General features: G+C 44.4%; 16 protein-coding genes. 12 read left to right on the top strand and 4 right to left on the bottom strand.

All coding sequences use genetic code 11. The annotated features are described in order from the left end of the window. Window positions 1–49 precede the first annotated feature (49 nt). The gene (locus tag DDT91_RS00785; RefSeq protein ID WP_187174209.1) at window positions 50–1,264 is read left to right on the top strand and encodes an acetyl-CoA carboxylase biotin carboxylase subunit family protein; all 1,215 of its coding nucleotides are present in this window, start codon (window positions 50–52) and stop codon (window positions 1,262–1,264) included. 235 nt (window positions 1,265–1,499) lie between these two features. Here DDT91_RS00785 and DDT91_RS00780 read toward each other — a convergent pair whose 3' ends face one another. From DDT91_RS00780 to DDT91_RS00770, 3 genes are all read right to left on the bottom strand, one after another. Next, window positions 1,500–2,267, bottom strand: a complete 768-nt coding sequence (locus tag DDT91_RS00780; RefSeq protein WP_187174208.1) for a TIGR02757 family protein — start codon at window positions 2,265–2,267, stop codon at window positions 1,500–1,502. Then, on the bottom strand, window positions 2,267–2,821 hold the full coding sequence (locus tag DDT91_RS00775) for a hypothetical protein (RefSeq protein ID WP_187174207.1): 555 nt from the start codon (window positions 2,819–2,821) through the stop codon (window positions 2,267–2,269). Before DDT91_RS00775 ends, DDT91_RS00780 begins: the two co-directional genes overlap by 1 nt. A gap of 138 nt (window positions 2,822–2,959) precedes the next feature. Next, window positions 2,960–4,150: a LysM peptidoglycan-binding domain-containing protein gene (locus tag DDT91_RS00770; protein ID WP_187174206.1), complete on the bottom strand. Its 1,191-nt coding sequence runs from the start codon at window positions 4,148–4,150 to the stop codon at window positions 2,960–2,962. Window positions 4,151–4,391: 241 nt separating this feature from the next. Between DDT91_RS00770 and DDT91_RS00765 the strand changes: the two genes are divergently transcribed. The 11 genes from DDT91_RS00765 (at window position 4,392) to DDT91_RS00715 (ending at window position 15,506) form a co-directional block, all read left to right on the top strand. Further along, entirely contained in the window at window positions 4,392–5,738 is a 1,347-nt protein-coding gene (locus tag DDT91_RS00765; protein WP_187174205.1) for a nodulation protein NfeD, read from the top strand. A 27-nt stretch (window positions 5,739–5,765) separates the two neighbouring features. After that, window positions 5,766–6,140 (top strand): cyanoglobin, encoded by a 375-nt coding sequence (locus tag DDT91_RS00760; RefSeq protein WP_187174204.1) that lies wholly within the window; start codon window positions 5,766–5,768, stop codon window positions 6,138–6,140. Then, window positions 6,133–6,885, top strand: coding sequence for a 1-acyl-sn-glycerol-3-phosphate acyltransferase (locus tag DDT91_RS00755; protein WP_187174203.1), 753 nt, complete (start codon window positions 6,133–6,135; stop codon window positions 6,883–6,885). The genes DDT91_RS00760 and DDT91_RS00755 overlap by 8 nt, the downstream gene beginning before the upstream one ends. A 43-nt stretch (window positions 6,886–6,928) precedes the next feature. Continuing rightward, window positions 6,929–7,216 carry an Asp-tRNA(Asn)/Glu-tRNA(Gln) amidotransferase subunit GatC gene (gene gatC / locus DDT91_RS00750; protein WP_187174202.1) on the top strand — a complete coding sequence of 96 codons (288 nt, stop codon included), beginning with the start codon at window positions 6,929–6,931 and terminating at the stop codon, window positions 7,214–7,216. A gap of 1 nt (window position 7,217) precedes the next feature. Further along, window positions 7,218–9,983 (top strand): M48 family metallopeptidase, encoded by a 2,766-nt coding sequence (locus DDT91_RS00745; protein WP_187174201.1) that lies wholly within the window; start codon window positions 7,218–7,220, stop codon window positions 9,981–9,983. Between the two features lie 77 nt (window positions 9,984–10,060). Next, complete coding sequence (locus DDT91_RS00740) at window positions 10,061–10,777, top strand: ABC transporter ATP-binding protein (RefSeq protein ID WP_187174200.1); 717 nt, start codon at window positions 10,061–10,063, stop codon at window positions 10,775–10,777. 60 nt (window positions 10,778–10,837) lie between these two features. Continuing rightward, window positions 10,838–11,386 carry a cob(I)yrinic acid a,c-diamide adenosyltransferase gene (locus DDT91_RS00735; RefSeq protein ID WP_187174199.1) on the top strand — a complete coding sequence of 183 codons (549 nt, stop codon included), beginning with the start codon at window positions 10,838–10,840 and terminating at the stop codon, window positions 11,384–11,386. A gap of 76 nt (window positions 11,387–11,462) precedes the next feature. Beyond that, window positions 11,463–12,530 (top strand): branched-chain amino acid aminotransferase, encoded by a 1,068-nt coding sequence (locus DDT91_RS00730; RefSeq protein WP_187174198.1) that lies wholly within the window; start codon window positions 11,463–11,465, stop codon window positions 12,528–12,530. A gap of 46 nt (window positions 12,531–12,576) precedes the next feature. Continuing rightward, on the top strand, window positions 12,577–13,089 hold the full coding sequence (locus DDT91_RS00725) for a hypothetical protein (protein ID WP_187174197.1): 513 nt from the start codon (window positions 12,577–12,579) through the stop codon (window positions 13,087–13,089). 66 nt (window positions 13,090–13,155) lie between these two features. Continuing rightward, a protein-coding gene (prfB, locus tag DDT91_RS00720) for a peptide chain release factor 2 (RefSeq protein ID WP_187174196.1) occupies window positions 13,156–14,260 on the top strand; the annotation gives its coding sequence in 2 pieces (ribosomal slippage) (window positions 13,156–13,215 and window positions 13,217–14,260; 1,104 coding nt in all). 61 nt (window positions 14,261–14,321) lie between these two features. After that, the gene (locus DDT91_RS00715) at window positions 14,322–15,506 is read left to right on the top strand and encodes an MFS transporter (protein ID WP_187174195.1); all 1,185 of its coding nucleotides are present in this window, start codon (window positions 14,322–14,324) and stop codon (window positions 15,504–15,506) included. On the opposite strand, the gene DDT91_RS00710 is transcribed toward DDT91_RS00715, so the two are convergent. Next, window positions 15,500–16,849 carry a M24 family metallopeptidase gene (locus DDT91_RS00710; protein ID WP_187174194.1) on the bottom strand — a complete coding sequence of 450 codons (1,350 nt, stop codon included), beginning with the start codon at window positions 16,847–16,849 and terminating at the stop codon, window positions 15,500–15,502. The two genes, DDT91_RS00715 and DDT91_RS00710, sit on opposite strands and share 7 nt — an antisense overlap. Window positions 16,850–16,899 lie beyond the last annotated feature (50 nt).

Raw genomic sequence — 16,899 nt, 5'->3', positions numbered from 1 at the left:
CTGATTTGCCGGATTTTTTTTGATTTTAAGATCAAAATTCCTCCATACTATGAGTGCCTCCAAGACTTTTCTCTGCATCTCTAATTATTTCAAAGGCAACGCCTTTTTGACTGCCCTCAAAAAACAAGGAAACCGGGTTTTTTTGGTGACTACTGAGCAACTTCGCGAGAAACCTTGGGCCTTTGAATACATCGATGAAGTGTTTTTCATGCCCGGTCAAGATTTAGAATGGGACATGGATTTGTTGCTGAGAGGTGTGGGCGGATTGATGAAAGAGCATAAAATCGATGCTATCATCGCTCTGGATGATTATGATGTGGAGAAAGCGGCATTTTTGCGTGAAAACTTCCGGATCTCCGGCATGGGACAGACCACGGGACGCTACTTCCGGGATAAGCTCGCTATGCGAATCAAGGCAAAAGAAGCCGGAATCCGAGTTCCTGCATTTTCTTCTCTCTTTCACAACGAGGATATCAACCATTTTGCTGATACCGTAGCAGCTCCATGGGTACTCAAGCCGCGCTCAGAAGCTTCTGCTCATGGGATTATCAAAGTGTATGACAAGGAATCCCTTTGGAGGCATTTGGATGAATTGGGCGACAACAGGATCTATTACCTCATCGAGCAGTTCAAGCCCGGGGATGTCTACCATGCCGATGGCCTTCAACTGGATGGGAAAAACTTGTTTCTGACCGTTTCACGCTACTTGGCTACACCAATGGAAATTTCCCAAGGTGGGGGAATTTTCCGTTCTGCCAATATTCTCTATGGCTCAGAGGATGACAAAAAAATCAAAAAGGTCAACGAAGCCATCATGAAGGCTTTTGGACTAAAAAACGGGGCTTCCCATACCGAATTCATCAAGTCGCGGGAAGATGGAGAAATCTACTTTTTGGAGACCGCCTCTCGGGTAGGAGGAGCACATTTGGCCGAAATGGTAGAGGCCGCCACGGACATCAATCTTTGGGCTGAATGGGCCAAAATTGAAGATGCTGTGGCAAAAAACAAAAAATACGAACTCCCTAAAGTGGCCAAAAATTACGCAGGCATCGTTCTGACACTTTCCAAATACGAACACCCTGATCTTAGCAGCTTTGACGATCCTGAGGTGTGCTTCCGCGTGCCTTTGGAATACCATGCAGGATTGATCGTAAAGTCACCCAAACAGGAACGAATTATGCAGCTGCTGGATCACTATGCAGAGCGATTTGCCTCGGAACTATCTGCCACTGCAGAAGCTCCCGAAGTGAAAAAATTCCATTGATAGCTGAAAATCAATTCTAAAGATATTGGACAAGCTTGTTTGTCAGAAAGACTAATCCAGCCTGTTCGAGATTTGGCGTTCGACGTTCGTTGTTCAGCGTTCGACGTTAATTGCTTCAAAAGAAAATTGGTTGACGTCCCGAACTTCCTAAATCAACCTTTCCAAAGTTCCAAACTTTGGAAAAGTTATCGAATCTAGAATCTTGTCTCTTGCGTCTTGTCTCTAAAACCTAGCCTCAAAACTTCTCTTCCACTCCCAATCCAAACAATGCAAAATCATATTTCACCGGGTCGATTGGATCAAACTCCCGAAGTCTCTCGGTGAGTTCTATAGCGGTCTGCCAGTCGGTCTGCTTTCGGGTAATCAACCCCAATTTTCTTGCCACCCGATCCACATGAAGATCACAGGGACAAATTAGCTGAGCAGGTTTAATCCTATTCCAAAGCCCAAAATCCACTCCTTTGTCATCGTCCCTTACCATCCAGCGGAGAAACATGTTGATGCGCTTGCAGGCCGCTTTTCTGGCCGGTGTGGCGATATGCTTTTTGGTGCGGGAGGGAGCATCCGGAAGGCAGAAAAAATACTCATGAAAGCGAATCAGGATGGACTCCATGCTGTCTACTTTACCCGTTTGACCGATCAAAAAGGCATCTTCCAAGCTTTCTTTCTGCCTGTAATACCAAGAAAGGAAATGGATAAAATAAAGCGTGTCTACTTCATTAAAAGTTCTGTGCTTGAAGTTCAAAAGTGCTTTCAAATCCTCTTCCTTATGATGAAGGAGAAAATCATGTGGAGCATTGTCCATAAGAGAAAACAACTCCAAACACTTATTGATAATGGTTTTTCGCTGACCCCAGGCTAGGATGGCCGCGAAGAAACCTGAGATTTCAATGTCTTGTTTTTTGGAAAATCGGTGAGGAATAGAAATCGGATCCAGATTGATAAATCCGGGCTGATTGTACTGAATGACCTTTTCATCCAAAAAATCCTTGATTGCACTCATTACAAAGCCACTTTCACTTCCCCTCCCTGTGTACCGTCAAACCACTTGAAGGAAAGCTCTTGCTCGGTTTTCTCAGACACATGCCAGTCAAAGCATTTGATATTGGTCAATGAACGTAGACTGTCTTCATCCGGATTGTAAAGACAGATGTCAAAATCAGGCATCTCTTTGGAATCGAGCGTATTCCACTTTTCAAGAATAAATCCTTCCTCAAGTACACGGACCTTTTTGCCAAACACAAAATCACTCAAGACAGAAGGAACTCCGTCTTTTCTCCTCAACTGAAACCCGGAAGGGCCAAACATAATCTGTTTGATCAATTTGGCTTCAAGCAGGTCGTTTGAATAAGGCAGCGTTTCCCAATCAGACTCCTTAAAAACCACCTTTTTTCCTTCAGGTCTCAATCGTGTCAGGAGTAGAGAAAGTTTGGAAAAAAGGAAAGTCAGTCCGATAAAAATCAATCCAAAACTTGCCAGAATAGGATAGGAAATGATGAAAATAGCATTCCAGATAAATCTGAACAGGTGATGGAAGAAAAGCTGGACTTGATTCATAAGAGGGTACTCTAGACACAAAGGTACCCTCCTCCTTCAACAATCCCAAAGAAAGCTTCTTTGAGATGGATTCTTAGCAGTCACAATAAACACAAAAAGGCCCTCAAGTGGCCTTCTTTAGATTTTACCTGAGTAAAATCAATATAAAATTTCTACAGGGAATCTTGGATTGACAGCCTTAAGCTGATCATAGGCAGCCTGGGAAAGTTTGATAATCAGTTTGGAATTGTCACCGGTATCAGGCAGAGTCCCTACTACCCTAGCAAAAATAGTAAGGTCATTTTCTTCATTTTTCACCCGAATTACACTTCCGACCGGTGCAGTTCTGTGGAGCACGAGATATTTCTTGTGTCCTCCTGTGCCCTCAATCAATTCTGCCTGACCGGTCTCTTTGATGTTTTTGAAACCTCCTGATGTATTCTCGGGAGTGGGTTCTACTTTCATTTCAGAACTTGATGCTGCCACTTTTGGAGTACCAATGACAGGCACTTTGCTAGGACCTTCCGGTGTACGGCCAACTTTGATGACTTGTCCGGACCTGAGGTTATTTGAACTAAGGGCATTCCACTTAATCAAATCTTCTACAGTGCTTCCATACTGGGAGGAAAGAGAAAAAAGTGTTTCCCCTGATTGGACAGTATGAGAAATCCATTCTCCAGGAACGATAGGCGTGGAATTACCCGGATTTGGGCCCGAAGCCTTGGTAGATTCTGATTGAGTTTTTACAGGCTCAGTTCTGGCCTTTGGAGCTTCGGTTTTTTTCTCAGGTGCTTTAGAAGGTTCTTTGACCGGTGTAGGTTCAGATGACCTGGTGACGGCGGCTCCAGAGGATGCTGAGGTCGTCGATGCAGGTGCAGGAGTCACAGCCGGAGTGGTATTTTGTGCCAAAGCAGGCTGTTGAATAATCAACGCCTGACCTACACTGAGATCATTACCCAAGAGTTTATTCCATTCCTTTAGGGAGTCTACCGTAACGCCATATTTCTTGGAAATGGAAAAAAGAGTCTCACCGGAAGCCACTTTGTGCATGGTAGAACCTGCTGGTGCAGAACCCTTGTCCACATAAGGTATTCGGATGGTTTGACCGATTTTCAGGCCTTGCTTCAAGACTTCATTGGCATTTTGAATATCTCCTACTGACACTTGATACCTTCTTGAAATGGCAAAAAGCGTCTCCTGAGGAGTAACCTTGTGAAGGATGTAAGTTTTGTCCCCTACTCGCTCTACCCCAATAGAATCTCCCGCTACGAGTACAGAAGCTTCTGCATGATAATAGGACACTAAAAGAAGGAACAAACTCAGGAAAGCAATTTTGGGTCTGAAATTCATATACTTAGTAATATATTAATGGTCAAAGAATTCAAGCATGCAAGAATTTTAAACATTTAGCAAGAATGATGCTAAAAAGAGCCGGATTCATTAAGTGAAAAGGGAATCATGAGAAATTAGGGATAAGGGATAAAGGTGTATCAGTCGAATCCAAAACCCAATTCAAAAAAGGTTCACAATGAATACTCGTGATTAAGCATGTCCTTTCTATTTGCTATCTTTTGGGTCAGAATACATTCCCATGAAGAAGTCACTGATTTTATTTTTATCCGTCTTTTCTTTTTTCTCCTGTTTTACTGCAGCTCAGGAGAATCCAAAAAAGGTCTATACTTTCAAAATAGACAACAACATCGATCCTGCAATGAACCGGAGGGTGAAGATGGCAATGGAGGAAGCCGAAAAGCTCGAATCAGAACTGATTGTTATCGAGATGGATACCTATGGCGGGGCAGTAACCGATGCTGATGAAATCAGGACAAGAATACTGGAATCCAAAATCCCGGTGTATGTTTTTATCAACAAAGACGCCGCCTCGGCGGGGGCCCTGATTTCTATTGCCTGTGATAGCATCTATATGGCACCCGGGGCAAGCATCGGTGCCGCCACGGTAGTTAACGGAGTGGATGGAGCAGCAGCCCCAGATAAATACCAATCCTATATGCGTTCCATGATGAGGAGCACTGCCGAAGCCAAAGGCAGAGACCCAAAAATCGCGGAAGCCATGGTGGATGAAAAAATAGAAATCGAAGGGATATCAGAGGCTGGTTCAGTGATCACTTTTTCTGTCTCTGAAGCCATTAAATACGGTTTTTGTGAAGGAGAATATGGCTCCTTGGAGGAAATTCTTCAGGCTAATGGATATAATGATACCGAGCTGATCACGTATCAGGAAGATTCAGTGGACAAAATCATCTCTTTCTTTCTCAGCCCAGCCATCAGTGGAGTACTTATCCTGATTATCATAGGAGGGATTTATTTTGAATTGCAAACGCCCGGAGTTGGCTTCCCGCTTTTGGCTGCGATTATCGCTACTCTACTCTATTTCATCCCCTACTATCTAAATGGACTGGCTGACAATTGGGAGATTCTGGTGTTTGTCATTGGAGTCATCCTACTTGCTGTGGAGCTTTTCATCATCCCTGGCTTTGGAATTTTTGGAGTCTTGGGGATAGTAATGATCCTTGGAGGCCTGGTCCTTGGTATGCTTCCCAATCAGGATTTCAACTTTGACTTTGTACCAGCATCCCAACTTTTCGGAGCTCTACTTACGGTAATTTTAGCTGCTTTAGGTTCAGTGGGTTTGGTGTTTTGGCTCACACCCAAAGTCAATGAGTGGGGAGCATTCCGAACCATCACCTTAGCCACAACTCAAGATCGCGCCCAAGGATATACCTCCAGTTTATATTCACAGGAGCTAAAAGGGAAAATCGGAACGGTGCACTCCAGACTTCGGCCCAGCGGAAAAGTGGAAATCGAAGGGGAGATCTATGATGCCTATTCCAGAGGGGAGTTTTTGGAACAGGGAGAAAAAATCGTGGTGATTTCGACAGAAGGCACTTCGCTTCGAGTCAAAAAATCCGAAGCCTGATTTCCAAGATTTGGCTAGTTTTGCGGCATGAACCCATTTCAGTCCATTTACGAGCTGATCGGTGAGGAAAAAATCTCACTTCTCGTCAGGTACTTTTACGAAGAAGTGGAAAAAACTCCCCAGTTGAGAAAACTCTATCCCGAGGACTTGATTCCGGCCGAACGCCGTCTTTTTTTATTTCTCCTACAAGTCTTCGGTGGACCTACAACCTACTCTGAAGAACGGGGTCATCCAAGACTAAGAATGCGGCATTTCGAATGGCAAATAGACCCGACCATGCGTGATCATTGGCTCAACGCCATGCTCACTGCTTTGGATCGATTGAAGCCCGATCAGCAGGTGAAAGAACTCATGATGGGATATTTTATCAAGGTAGCCAACCACATGATCAATCATGAATAAGCTCCTTAGAATCCTGTACACCTACTACTCAGGTCTCCTGTTTGTGCTCACCTTTTTGGTGATTTTTCCCTTTTTTCTGATTTGCATTTGGATGCCCGGATGGCAAAAATTCGGAAGAAAAATCAATCAATATTGGGCCAAGGCCTATTTCTCCATGATTTTCATGCCCGTACATGTAGAAAACAAAGCAAGACTTGAGAAAAACAAACCCTATATTTTCTTAGCCAATCACTTCAGCTATCTGGATGTGGCCATGATGGGATTTGTACCTGGAGATGTGCTGTTTGTAGGAAAAGCCTCCATACGAAAAGCCCCTCTTTTCGGCTATTATTTCAAAAAACTACACATTGCAGTAGACAGGAGCAAAGTGACAAGTCGGGCAGAGACCATGCGTCGTGCCGGGAAGGCCTTAGAACATGGAAGTGGAATCGTACTTTTCCCTGAAGGCGGAATTTACACACACCATCCTCCCAAAATGGTTCATTTCAAAAATGGAGCATTCCGATTGGCCATGGAGAAACAAATCCCAGTTGTTCCTGTCACATTATCTTTTAATCACCTAATTTTACCCGACGACGGCAAGCTGCTCTTGAGAAGAAGGCCTGCCAAAATGGTGCTTCACGAAATTTTAGATCCCAAAGATTTTGATTCTGATGAGGCAATCAGAGAAAAATGCTTTGAGGTGATCCAAAGCCAGCTATTCGAAGACAACGGAATAAAAATCGGGAACGAGAAATTGGTATAAAACGGTTTGATTTCGCAATCATCTCTCTTGTTTACTGACACTTATGAAAATAGATAAAGAGTCCATCAAAAAAATTGCCCATTTGGCCAGATTGGAATTTGATGAAAGTTCTGCCGAGAAAATTTCCAAAGACATGTCTCTAATTCTGGACTGGGTCGAGCAACTCAACGAAGTAGATACTACCGGGGTGGAACCTCTGACGACCATGTCTTCTGAGATAAATGTGATGAGAGAGGATAAAGTCGGAAATCACATGAGTCATGAGGACGCTTTGAAAAATGCTCCAAAAAGCGATTCAGACTACTTTAGAGTTCCAAAAGTACTGGAATAGCATGCAACAAGTAAAAGCAAGAAACATCGGATTAGCACAGATTTTAGCCCTCCTGCTCCTAGTGTCGGGAGGGCTTTTTGCGATCATTTCTTTGATCCTTTCTCCATGGGCTTTTCCCAATATTCAGCCCGCTGCGTTTTTGGATACGGTAGCGGTTCCTTTTAACTCCGTCGAAATAGGCGATTTGAAAATCCCCATCAAACTGGATAACTACCTGGTATTCCAGGATTTTCATTCTTTACCTGCCCGAATTACCCTTTGGGAAAGTTATCTATTTGGAGGAGTTGTACTATTGAGTTCAGTTTCTGCACTGGCACTGGTCAGCCAGTTTAAAAAGTTCCCCTTTCTGGGAGCTGGTGTGGCTTGGATTCTTCTCCTGACACTTTCCAATGTCAACGGATTGAATATAGGAGGACCAAGTGCCAATGTACCTTTAATCATCCTTTTGGCTGGAACTGTACTACCTACCGTGTTTTTCCACATCTGGGCTCCAAAAGGGAAATTTTGGATAAAGTGGATCATATTATTTTTCAGCGTTTCAGCCACTCTATTTGTCCTCATCCGACTGAGTACTATTCCCAATCCTGCGCTCTACCTATCCGAGCAGAGCTTGATTATTGGTTTAGGTCTAGGTGTTTCCTGGATTTTCTGGCAGGGACACGGGATGCTTTCGGGTGTTTTTGTGCTTCTATCCAAAGCCAATGAAAACCTTTCCACAAAGGTTTCAGTACAAGTTTTTCTTTTGGCACTGGTTTATTTCTTTACCATGATCTTCTTGCTATTGGATCTAAGAGGAGAGGTTAATTTGCCATTTCCCACCTTTTCACCTATCTATCTTCTCTTTCCATTAGGAATCTTCAGCTGGTTTTCCATTCAGGAAAAAATCAACCAAAGCAGCGATTTGGCAGGCAGTGAAAATACGCTCAAAGCCTTGTTTATCCTTGGTTTTGCCATGATCCTCTGGACAGTTTGGAAGTTGGAAGTATCTGCCAATCAGCCCGCTGAAGAACTTGTGAAACACCTGTTGGTCTATTCCCAAATCGGTTTTTCCCTTTTCTTTTTCATTTACCTGATGAGCAACTTCCTTGGCGTGATGAATTCCGGAAAAGGGGCACATCGAATCATGTACAAGCCCTATTCTTTGCCCTATTATCACTTAAGAATTGGAGGAATCATTTCCATGTTGGTGATCACCATCTACATGGAAGCTATTGTGGCAGCCCAAGCTAACTCTTTGACCAACAATATTCTTGGCGATTATTACTACCAAACTGACCAAAAGCTTGAGGCCAGCATTCTCTATGAAAACAGCTGGGATAGATATCGATATAATCCCAAAGCCAAGAACCTGACTGCACACCTGCTTTTCCAACTCAACCAACCCACGCTGGCCAAAGAGCACCTGGAACAGAGTTTTGCAGAAGCTCCTCAAGTGGACAATATCCTTCTGGTGAGTGAACGACTCCAGCGGGAAAATAAGCTTTTTGAAGCGGTTTATTATTTGGAAAACGGACTAAAACGCTTTCCGGGCAATCCCTATCTGGTGAACAATCTGGCACTTTTTTACACGCTCAGCCAACGCTACGAAGAAGCTGCCTTGTTGCTTAAAGAGTCTTCAAATGTAAGCGAAATCACCGCTTCCAACTGGACAGCACTTCAGTCCAAACTTGGACTTGTATCCGAAACCAGCGAATTGGGTAATGATTTGATCAGTCAAATCAATAACCTGGCTGCGAAAAGAAAAAAGGGCGAGCAACCCGAAGAGAGCGAATTAGAATCCCTTCGAAACCAACTCGAAAAAGAAAAGTCTCCGATGCTCATCCATGCAGGGTACCGAAATCTTGTCACCGAGATCAATACGGAAGATCCAAGTGAGGAAATCCGTATTTTGGATTCTTTGGCAAAGGAAGAGTCCTTTTTGGACTTTACCATGCAGCTGCAGGAAACGGCTATTTTGAGAAGCTTGGGAGCGGGAAGAATTAATGAGGCTGTGAAAAATCTAAATGGACTGGCTTTCAGAAATCCCGGAGACGCCGCCTATTATCTGAATCTGACTGGCCTGATACAGGCTCAACAACTGGATTTTCAAAAAGCCTCCAAAGATTTCATGGTTGCCGATGAGAAAGGATTCAAGGCAATTGAACCCCATCATTTGGCCATTTTTGAACTTGGAGGATTTACCGAAAAAGCAGCCGAACTGGCATTGAAATTCCCGGAAAAGGCAACACTTGAAGTATCGGAAGAACTGGCTTTGTTTGGAAACTTCAATCAGCAACTTCCGGATAAATTATTTGAAACTTGGAAGAGCATTTCCAATCCAGCATACCAAGTTGCCTTTGGTCTAAAGTTATTGAGCCACAAAGCTCATGGATTAACCAAAATTCAACTTTCAGAAATAGGCAAATCCCTGGAAGGAAAGGTAAATGCTGAAAACGAACTCCAGACTTTCCTCCAAAATCCGGATTGGACAGATGCCAATTCTCTCGGAGCTTTTACCAGATTTCTGGGGCTCAATGATGAATTGACAGCCAATCCCTATTTCACTCCTCTGGTGCTGAGTGCAGCGGATCGGGCAGGCGATCCCTTGCTGGCTTATGAAATCATCAACTCGGCCAGTGACTTCAACCAAGACCCATTACTTTGGATTCGAAAAGTCCAAGCCGCCAAACGAATCGGTCTGGACAACTATGCCACGGCTGCCATCCAAGAAATGAGCAAATGGATGACTTGGGATGAAATTGAAAAGTTGCAAATGGCTAACTATTGACAGTTTTTCACGTATTTTGACACATTGGTCTTCCAAATAAAAAACCTAAACCACTAACTTAACCGAAATTTTCTACCATGAGCAGAGTCATTGAAACCCACGAAATAAACAAAACCTACAAAATGGGATCTGAAATCATTCAGGCCCTCAAATCGGTCAGCATTACCGTAGATCGTGGGGAGTATGTAGCATTTATGGGACCATCTGGTTCTGGTAAATCCACATTGATGAATATCATCGGCTGTCTGGACTCCCCTACCGCTGGCACTTACATTTTGGCCGGGAAGGATGTCAGCGACATGAGCGAAAATGAGCTAGCTGAGATCAGGAACAAAGAGATCGGCTTCGTTTTCCAAACGTTTAACCTCCTTCCAAGAGCTACTTGCCTGGATAATGTGGCCCTGCCTCTGGTTTACGCAGGCTACTCTAAAGCAGAACGAGAAGCCATGGCATTTAAGGCCTTGGAAAATGTAGGTCTTGGTGAAAGAACCAAACACAAACCCAATGAACTTTCAGGCGGTCAACGTCAAAGGGTGGCTATCGCCCGAGCTTTGGTGAATAATCCAAGTATCATTTTGGCGGATGAACCTACGGGTAACCTGGATTCAAAAACCTCACACGACATCATGGAACTTTTCCATGAACTTCATGCCAAAGGCAATACCATCATCATGGTTACCCACGAGGATGATATTGCTCACTATGCGCATCGGATCGTCAGACTCAGGGATGGATTGATCGAATCGGATAAAGTCAATCCAAACCCAACCCGGGGAGTAGCAATGCATGCCTGATTTATCCCAATCTTTTCGAAATAGATTCTTATTTTTGCGCTCGAAAGAAACGAGGGAGAGATGAAGATCTATACCAAAACAGGTGACCAGGGAATTACCTCCCTATTGGGGGGAGTAAGAGTGCCGAAATCCGATTTGAGAATTGACGCCTACGGCACAATTGACGAGTTGAATTCCTATTTGGGATTGCTGCGAGACCAGGAAGTGAACAAAAAAAGGGCTGATTTTCTGAAGGAAATTCAAGATCGTCTGTTTACGATTGGAGCTGATTTAGCCACTGTCCCGGGTAAAGACAAAGTCAAAAAGCCTGATTTGCATAAAGAAGACGTGGAGCATTTGGAGCAGGAAATGGACATCATGGATGCCCAGCTTCCGATGTTGACCGCTTTTATTCTTCCAGGTGGTCATCAATCCGTATCCTTCTGTCACCTTGCCAGGACTGTCTGCCGAAGGTCGGAAAGAATAGTGGTAGAGTTGGCCTCACTCGAACCCGTTTCAGACCTGGTGATCCAATACCTCAATCGCCTCTCAGATTATCTTTTTGTCCTTGGACGTAAAATGGCTCAGGAACTCGAAGTCGAAGAGGTAACTTGGAAACCAAGACTTTAATCCAACTTTACAGGCAAGAAATACATCCTGCCTTCAAAAAATTAAGAACCAGGCTTTGCCTACAAAAGAAAAGAGTATGAAAACCTCTCTTGCCATTCCGGTAACCAAAACTTCCCATTCGAAACTAGCTGAAACCGATTTTTCCAACTTAGTCTTTGGCAAAGTCATTTCTGACCACATGTTTGTGGCAGATTACAAAAATGGAGAGTGGACTGATCTTAGAATTGAGCCCTATGCGCCGATGGAAATCCATCCCGCCAACGCTGCCATACACTATGGACAGTCGATTTTTGAAGGGATGAAAGCCTACAAAAATGAACTGGGGGAAATCCTGATTTTCCGTGGAGATGCCAATGCCCGAAGAATGAATGAATCCGCTGAAAGGATGTGCATGCCGGCTATACCTGAAGAAATTTTCTTGGAAGGGCTTTCTCAATTAGTGGATTTGGACCGTGATTGGGTACCTACGGGCAAAGGTTCTAGCTTGTATATCCGTCCTTTCATGTTTGCGATGGATAATTACATTGGAGTGAAACCTTCGGAAAATTACCGATTTATCATTTTCACTTGTCCGGTAGGAGCTTATTACAACAAACCAGTTTCGGTAAAGGTAGAAACTACGTTTACCCGAGCCACTGAAGGGGGTACGGGTGCGGCCAAAACCGCCGGCAACTATGCAGCTTCACTATATCCTGCACTGCAAGCGCAAAAAGCCGGTTACGATCAGTTGCTTTGGACAGATGGAAAGTCCCACAGCAAAATCGAAGAAAGCGGTACTATGAACGTCATGTTCAAAATCAACGGTACTTTGATTACAGCTCCTGTAAATACAGGAACTATTCTCAAAGGGATCACCAGAGACTCCGTGATCCAGTTGGCAAAAGACTGGAACGAACCGCTTGAGGAACGATTCTTAACTGTAGAAGAACTTCAGGAATCTCTTGAAAATGGCACCCTTCAAGAAGCATTCGGAGTGGGTACAGCGGCTACCATTGCTTTCATCAATAAAATCCACGTAAACGGAAAAGATTACAGTCTTCCTGAAAGCTCAGAAAACTCCTTCGGAAAGAGAATTCTAAAAGAACTGGACGGCATCAAATATGGAGAAATAGCCGATCCCCATCATTGGATCATCAAAATCTGATTAAAGGCGGGAAGGTAACTTCCCGTTTTTTGTTACTTTTCAGTTTATGAAAAAAATAATTCTCTTTCTTTTTATGGCTATGCTGCTACAAGTGGCTTATGCCCAAAATCAGCCCAAGGATTTCATTTTGCTGAAGCGGGGAAGTAATCAAAAAAGCCAGATTCGTTTTTACCCCGGTGAATCCATAACCTATAAAAGTAAAAAGTTGGGGTACTTCATTACTGACAAAATCGTCAACCTGGATACAGACTTTATCTACTTAACTGAAAATATCCTAAGTCCTGCTGATATCGAGGAAATTGATATCCGAAACAAAGACCCCAGAAACCGAACTTTACGAAACCTTACAGCCCTTTTCATCGGTGCAGGTGGGCTTTTATTGACTGTGGACGGAGTCAATAGCATTTACCAAGAAGGAAATCTAAACATTGATTCAGGCATTGCCACGACCTCGGGCATTTTGATTGGAACAGGCTTGGTCCTTCTTCCTTTACGCTACAAAACGTTTAAGCAAAAGGGAAACAATCGAATTCAGGTAATTATCATGCGCATCGATTAATAGATCTCTTCTGGCAAAAGCGGGATTTTTTTCAGACTTTTGCAGCTCAAATTTTCACTTAGACAGATGACTTCAGAACAACTGAAAGACTTGAAAGCCCGTACTTCGGCTTTGAGGAGGTATCTTTGACTACGATCGTAAGAAAGTAGAAATCCAAGATCTTGAGGCCGTTTCGGCCCAGCCGGACTTTTGGAATGACCCGGAAGAGGCTGAAAAAACCATGAAACAAATCCAAGCCCGAAAAGGCTGGACCACTGCTTTTGAAAATCTGGATCAAAAAATCCAGGATTTGGAGGTGTTGTATGAATTCTTTTCCGCAGGAGAAGTGTCGGAAGAAGAACTGAAGGCAGATTACCTCAAAGCAAAAGAAGCCGTAGAAGAGCTAGAACTGAAAAAAATGCTTTCTGCGGAGGAGGATCAACTCAATGCCGTACTGGAAATCAATCCCGGTGCGGGAGGTACAGAAAGTAACGACTGGGCTTCCATCCTGATGCGAATGTACATCATGTGGGGGGAAAAGAACGGATATAAAGTCCGTGAAGTAGACGTACAGCCCGGTGAAGTAGCAGGAATTAAATCAGCCACGCTGGAATTTGAAGGTCCGTTAGCTTACGGATTTTTGAAATCCGAAACAGGCGTACACCGATTGGTCAGAATCTCTCCCTTTGACTCTGGAGGAAGGAGACACACTTCATTTGCGTCGGTATATGCTTATCCGGAAGTGGATGATTCGATCGAAATCGAAATTAACCCTGCGGATGTGGAACTTCATACTTCCCGTTCGGGTGGTGCAGGTGGGCAAAACGTAAACAAGGTGGAGACCAAAGTGCAACTGACCCACAAGCCAACAGGAATTGTGGTGGTCTGCCAGGTAGAACGCTCCCAGCTTGCCAACCGGGAAAAAGCAATGCAGATGCTAAAATCCAGACTCTATCAAATGGAGTTGGAAAAGCGAAATGCGGAAATTGCCAAAATCGAATCTTCCAAACTTCGGGTAGACTTTGGCTCTCAGATCCGTAATTATGTCCTTCACCCCTACAAATTGGTGAAAGACAATAGAACAGGACACGAGACTTCGGATGCTCAGGGGGTATTGGATGGAGGCTTGAATGAATTTATGAAAGCATACCTCCTTGCTCAGAGCGAAGAAGAAGCGAACAAAGACAATTAAAAAAACAACGCTAAGGCCGGATATTTTTTCCGGCCTTTTCCATTAAACCATCGATTGGGGAATGCGACTCCTACCCTCCTTTTTTACACTGGATTTCTTTCTGCTCTGCATGAGCAGTTTTTTGTTTTTCTCCAGTTTCAACATGATCATTCCTGAGCTTCCTGCCTATTTGACCTCATTAGGAGGAGAAGATTACAAAGGATTGATTATTGCCTTATTCACCCTTTCTGCCGGGCTTTCCAGGCCTTTCAGCGGCAAACTCGCCGACAAAGTGGGCAGAATCCCCGTCATGATGTTTGGGGCAGGGGTGTGTTTTGTAGTAGGACTGCTCTATCCACTTTTAAGTTTTGTTGGAGGATTTCTTTTTCTCCGATTTGCGCATGGATTTTCGGCTGGCTTTACCCCTACTGGTGCTTCGGCCTACGTGGCAGATATAGTACCTTTTCAGAAAAGAGGGGAAGCCATGGGAATCCAATCCCTTTTTGGATCTTTGGGGATGGCTGCCGGACCTGCTATTGGAGGTTGGATAGCAAGTATATGGCCTATCGAGATCTTGTTTTATAGTGCGGCCTTCACGGCTATTTTTTCCATTTTGATCTTGTTGCGGCTCAAGGAAACCCTTGAAGAAAAAGAACCGCTGAGGCTCGGCCTCTTCAAGCTTGACCGCACTGAGATCATAGAAAAAAGAGTCCTTTTGCCATCGATTATCCTTTTTCTGTCTGTGTTTTCTTTTGGAGTGGTCTTGACCATCGTTCCTGATCTTTCTGCACACCTTGGCATCAAGAACAAAGGATTGTTTTTCGCAGTATTCACCCTTTCTTCCTTGGGTATCAGATTGCTTGCAGGAAGGACATCAGATCGACATGGACGTGTTGCTGTGATGCGGGTAGCCAGTGCGGTGATGGTGTTGGCGATGTGTGCTGTAGCTTTTGCGGAAAGCAAAACGATATTGCTGGGATCCGGCGTGCTTTTTGGCGCAGCCGTGGGGATGTATAGTCCGACCACCACTGCCTGGGTAGTGGACCGCTCCCTCGACCGATTTCGAGGGAGGGCCTTGGCTACCATGTATATTTTTCTAGAAAGTGGAATCGGTGTGGGTGCCGTGGTTTCGGGGTGGCTATACGCCAACAATCCTGAAAACTTCCGGCTGGTATTTCTCTCTTCAGGTGCAATCGCCTTTTTGGGATTTTTAATCCTGATTTTTATCAAGCGAGACCGAAAGAGCTACCATCCGCACCATCAATAGCCCAAGTAATTGCTCACTCGAGGGATTGCCAAGATGGACTTTTGACGTCCATTGTAATAGGTCACTTTTTCACCATCGAAGAAGGCTCCTTCCTCCAGCATGACTCTCACATCTTTATTCCATTCTTTGACAAATACCACTGCATTCAACTCAATGGCATAACCCGTATTAGCATGAAGCGGAAAATCTCCTGCTCCGGGAGTATCCCCTTGATTATCCCACATACCGATCGTGGGTCCAGCAGAGTGGCCATAAAAACCAAGAGGGTGAGTGTAGATGCTTCCTCGAATGCCTTCCTTTTCCATTTGCTGACGAGAAGCTCTCAAAATTTCATTTCCGGTCCGCCCCGCCACATAGTTAGAAGTCAATATATCCTGAAGACGATTTCCTACCGCTAAGGCATCTTGAAGGTATTTAGGCACTTCAGTTTCTCCTGCTTTCAGGACATAAGCCAATTCCTGGGTGTCTGTATTTAGTCTGAGGTAAGTGATTCCAAAATCAATATGCAGCAAGTCGCCAGGCATAATCACTTCCTCGCTTGGTCTCACTGCAAACGAACGGGAAGCCTCCTGAGAATTGGGATCGGGACGCTGAATGTCCACTGTAGGGTGAAACCAAGTATCCAGCTTCATTTCCTTGATTTTTTCTCTGTAAAACCACACCACATCTTCGGTGGTCGTCACACCCGGAGTGATCACCCGATCGGAAAGTCCTTCGGCAATGATGTAATGCGCCAACTCCTGGATATGCTTGTAAGCTGCCATTTCCGCAGCAGTCCTGGTCTCTAGCCAACGAACAGCCAAAGTCTGAGCAGAAACTACTTTGGATTGATACGCCTGAGGAAGGTTTTTCATAAACTCCTCGTAATCAAAATGAGTCAAGCCATCTGCATGACCATAATCTTTGGCGTAATTGAGTCCTATCTTCTTTGGATTTTTGGCTTGAATGATCTCCATGAGTGCTTTCCACTGATCAGGCTGGGCTTCGGGATCCCAAGCTTTTTTGAAAGATTTACCCACATCGTATCGAGCTACGGCAAAAGCCTCCACTTTGGCATTGGGACTGGGCTGATACATCACCAGAATGGTGCGACGTCGGGCAGCATGCCAGGTAGCAGGCAGAAGCGTTCGGATGACCGGATCCTCATTGTATTCTCTGGACATTACGATCCACATGTCGATGCCTGTCTCAGTCATCAGGCTGGGAAGGAGATTCTGCATTCGATCCTCCAGCCAGGAGTCGATCACCTCGGCTTGTTTCCTTACGGAAAGAACCGCAGGTTCTTGGGCAAAAGCTGGGCAAATCAAAAGGGCAAAAGAAAGAGCTAGTAAAAGTCGTTTCATGGGTTTCAGGTTGATTGAAAACCAAGATACTTCTTCACCCCGAAATGCTC

Origin of the sequence: Algoriphagus sp. AK58 (assembly GCF_014324365.1) — a bacterium.
GTDB lineage: Bacteria > Bacteroidota > Bacteroidia > Cytophagales > Cyclobacteriaceae > Algoriphagus.
This window is presented reverse-complemented; position numbering and strand designations above follow the sequence as displayed.

What these genes read in the sequence shown, in the direction of transcription:
- DDT91_RS00715 (WP_187174195.1), top strand. Translation starts at nt 14,322, where the DNA reads ATGCGACTCCTACCCTCCTTTTTTACACTGGATTTCTTTCTGCTCTGC.
- DDT91_RS00755 (WP_187174203.1), top strand. Translation starts at nt 6,133, where the DNA reads ATGAATAAGCTCCTTAGAATCCTGTACACCTACTACTCAGGTCTCCTG.
- DDT91_RS00785 (WP_187174209.1), top strand. Translation starts at nt 50, where the DNA reads ATGAGTGCCTCCAAGACTTTTCTCTGCATCTCTAATTATTTCAAAGGC.
- DDT91_RS00780 (WP_187174208.1), bottom strand. Translation starts at nt 2,267, where the DNA reads ATGAGTGCAATCAAGGATTTTTTGGATGAAAAGGTCATTCAGTACAAT.
- DDT91_RS00775 (WP_187174207.1), bottom strand. Translation starts at nt 2,821, where the DNA reads ATGAATCAAGTCCAGCTTTTCTTCCATCACCTGTTCAGATTTATCTGG.
- DDT91_RS00710 (WP_187174194.1), bottom strand. Translation starts at nt 16,849, where the DNA reads ATGAAACGACTTTTACTAGCTCTTTCTTTTGCCCTTTTGATTTGCCCA.
- DDT91_RS00740 (WP_187174200.1), top strand. Translation starts at nt 10,061, where the DNA reads ATGAGCAGAGTCATTGAAACCCACGAAATAAACAAAACCTACAAAATG.
- DDT91_RS00730 (WP_187174198.1), top strand. Translation starts at nt 11,463, where the DNA reads ATGAAAACCTCTCTTGCCATTCCGGTAACCAAAACTTCCCATTCGAAA.
- DDT91_RS00725 (WP_187174197.1), top strand. Translation starts at nt 12,577, where the DNA reads ATGAAAAAAATAATTCTCTTTCTTTTTATGGCTATGCTGCTACAAGTG.
- gatC (WP_187174202.1), top strand. Translation starts at nt 6,929, where the DNA reads ATGAAAATAGATAAAGAGTCCATCAAAAAAATTGCCCATTTGGCCAGA.
- DDT91_RS00765 (WP_187174205.1), top strand. Translation starts at nt 4,392, where the DNA reads ATGAAGAAGTCACTGATTTTATTTTTATCCGTCTTTTCTTTTTTCTCC.
- DDT91_RS00760 (WP_187174204.1), top strand. Translation starts at nt 5,766, where the DNA reads ATGAACCCATTTCAGTCCATTTACGAGCTGATCGGTGAGGAAAAAATC.
- DDT91_RS00735 (WP_187174199.1), top strand. Translation starts at nt 10,838, where the DNA reads ATGAAGATCTATACCAAAACAGGTGACCAGGGAATTACCTCCCTATTG.
- DDT91_RS00745 (WP_187174201.1), top strand. Translation starts at nt 7,218, where the DNA reads ATGCAACAAGTAAAAGCAAGAAACATCGGATTAGCACAGATTTTAGCC.
- DDT91_RS00770 (WP_187174206.1), bottom strand. Translation starts at nt 4,150, where the DNA reads ATGAATTTCAGACCCAAAATTGCTTTCCTGAGTTTGTTCCTTCTTTTA.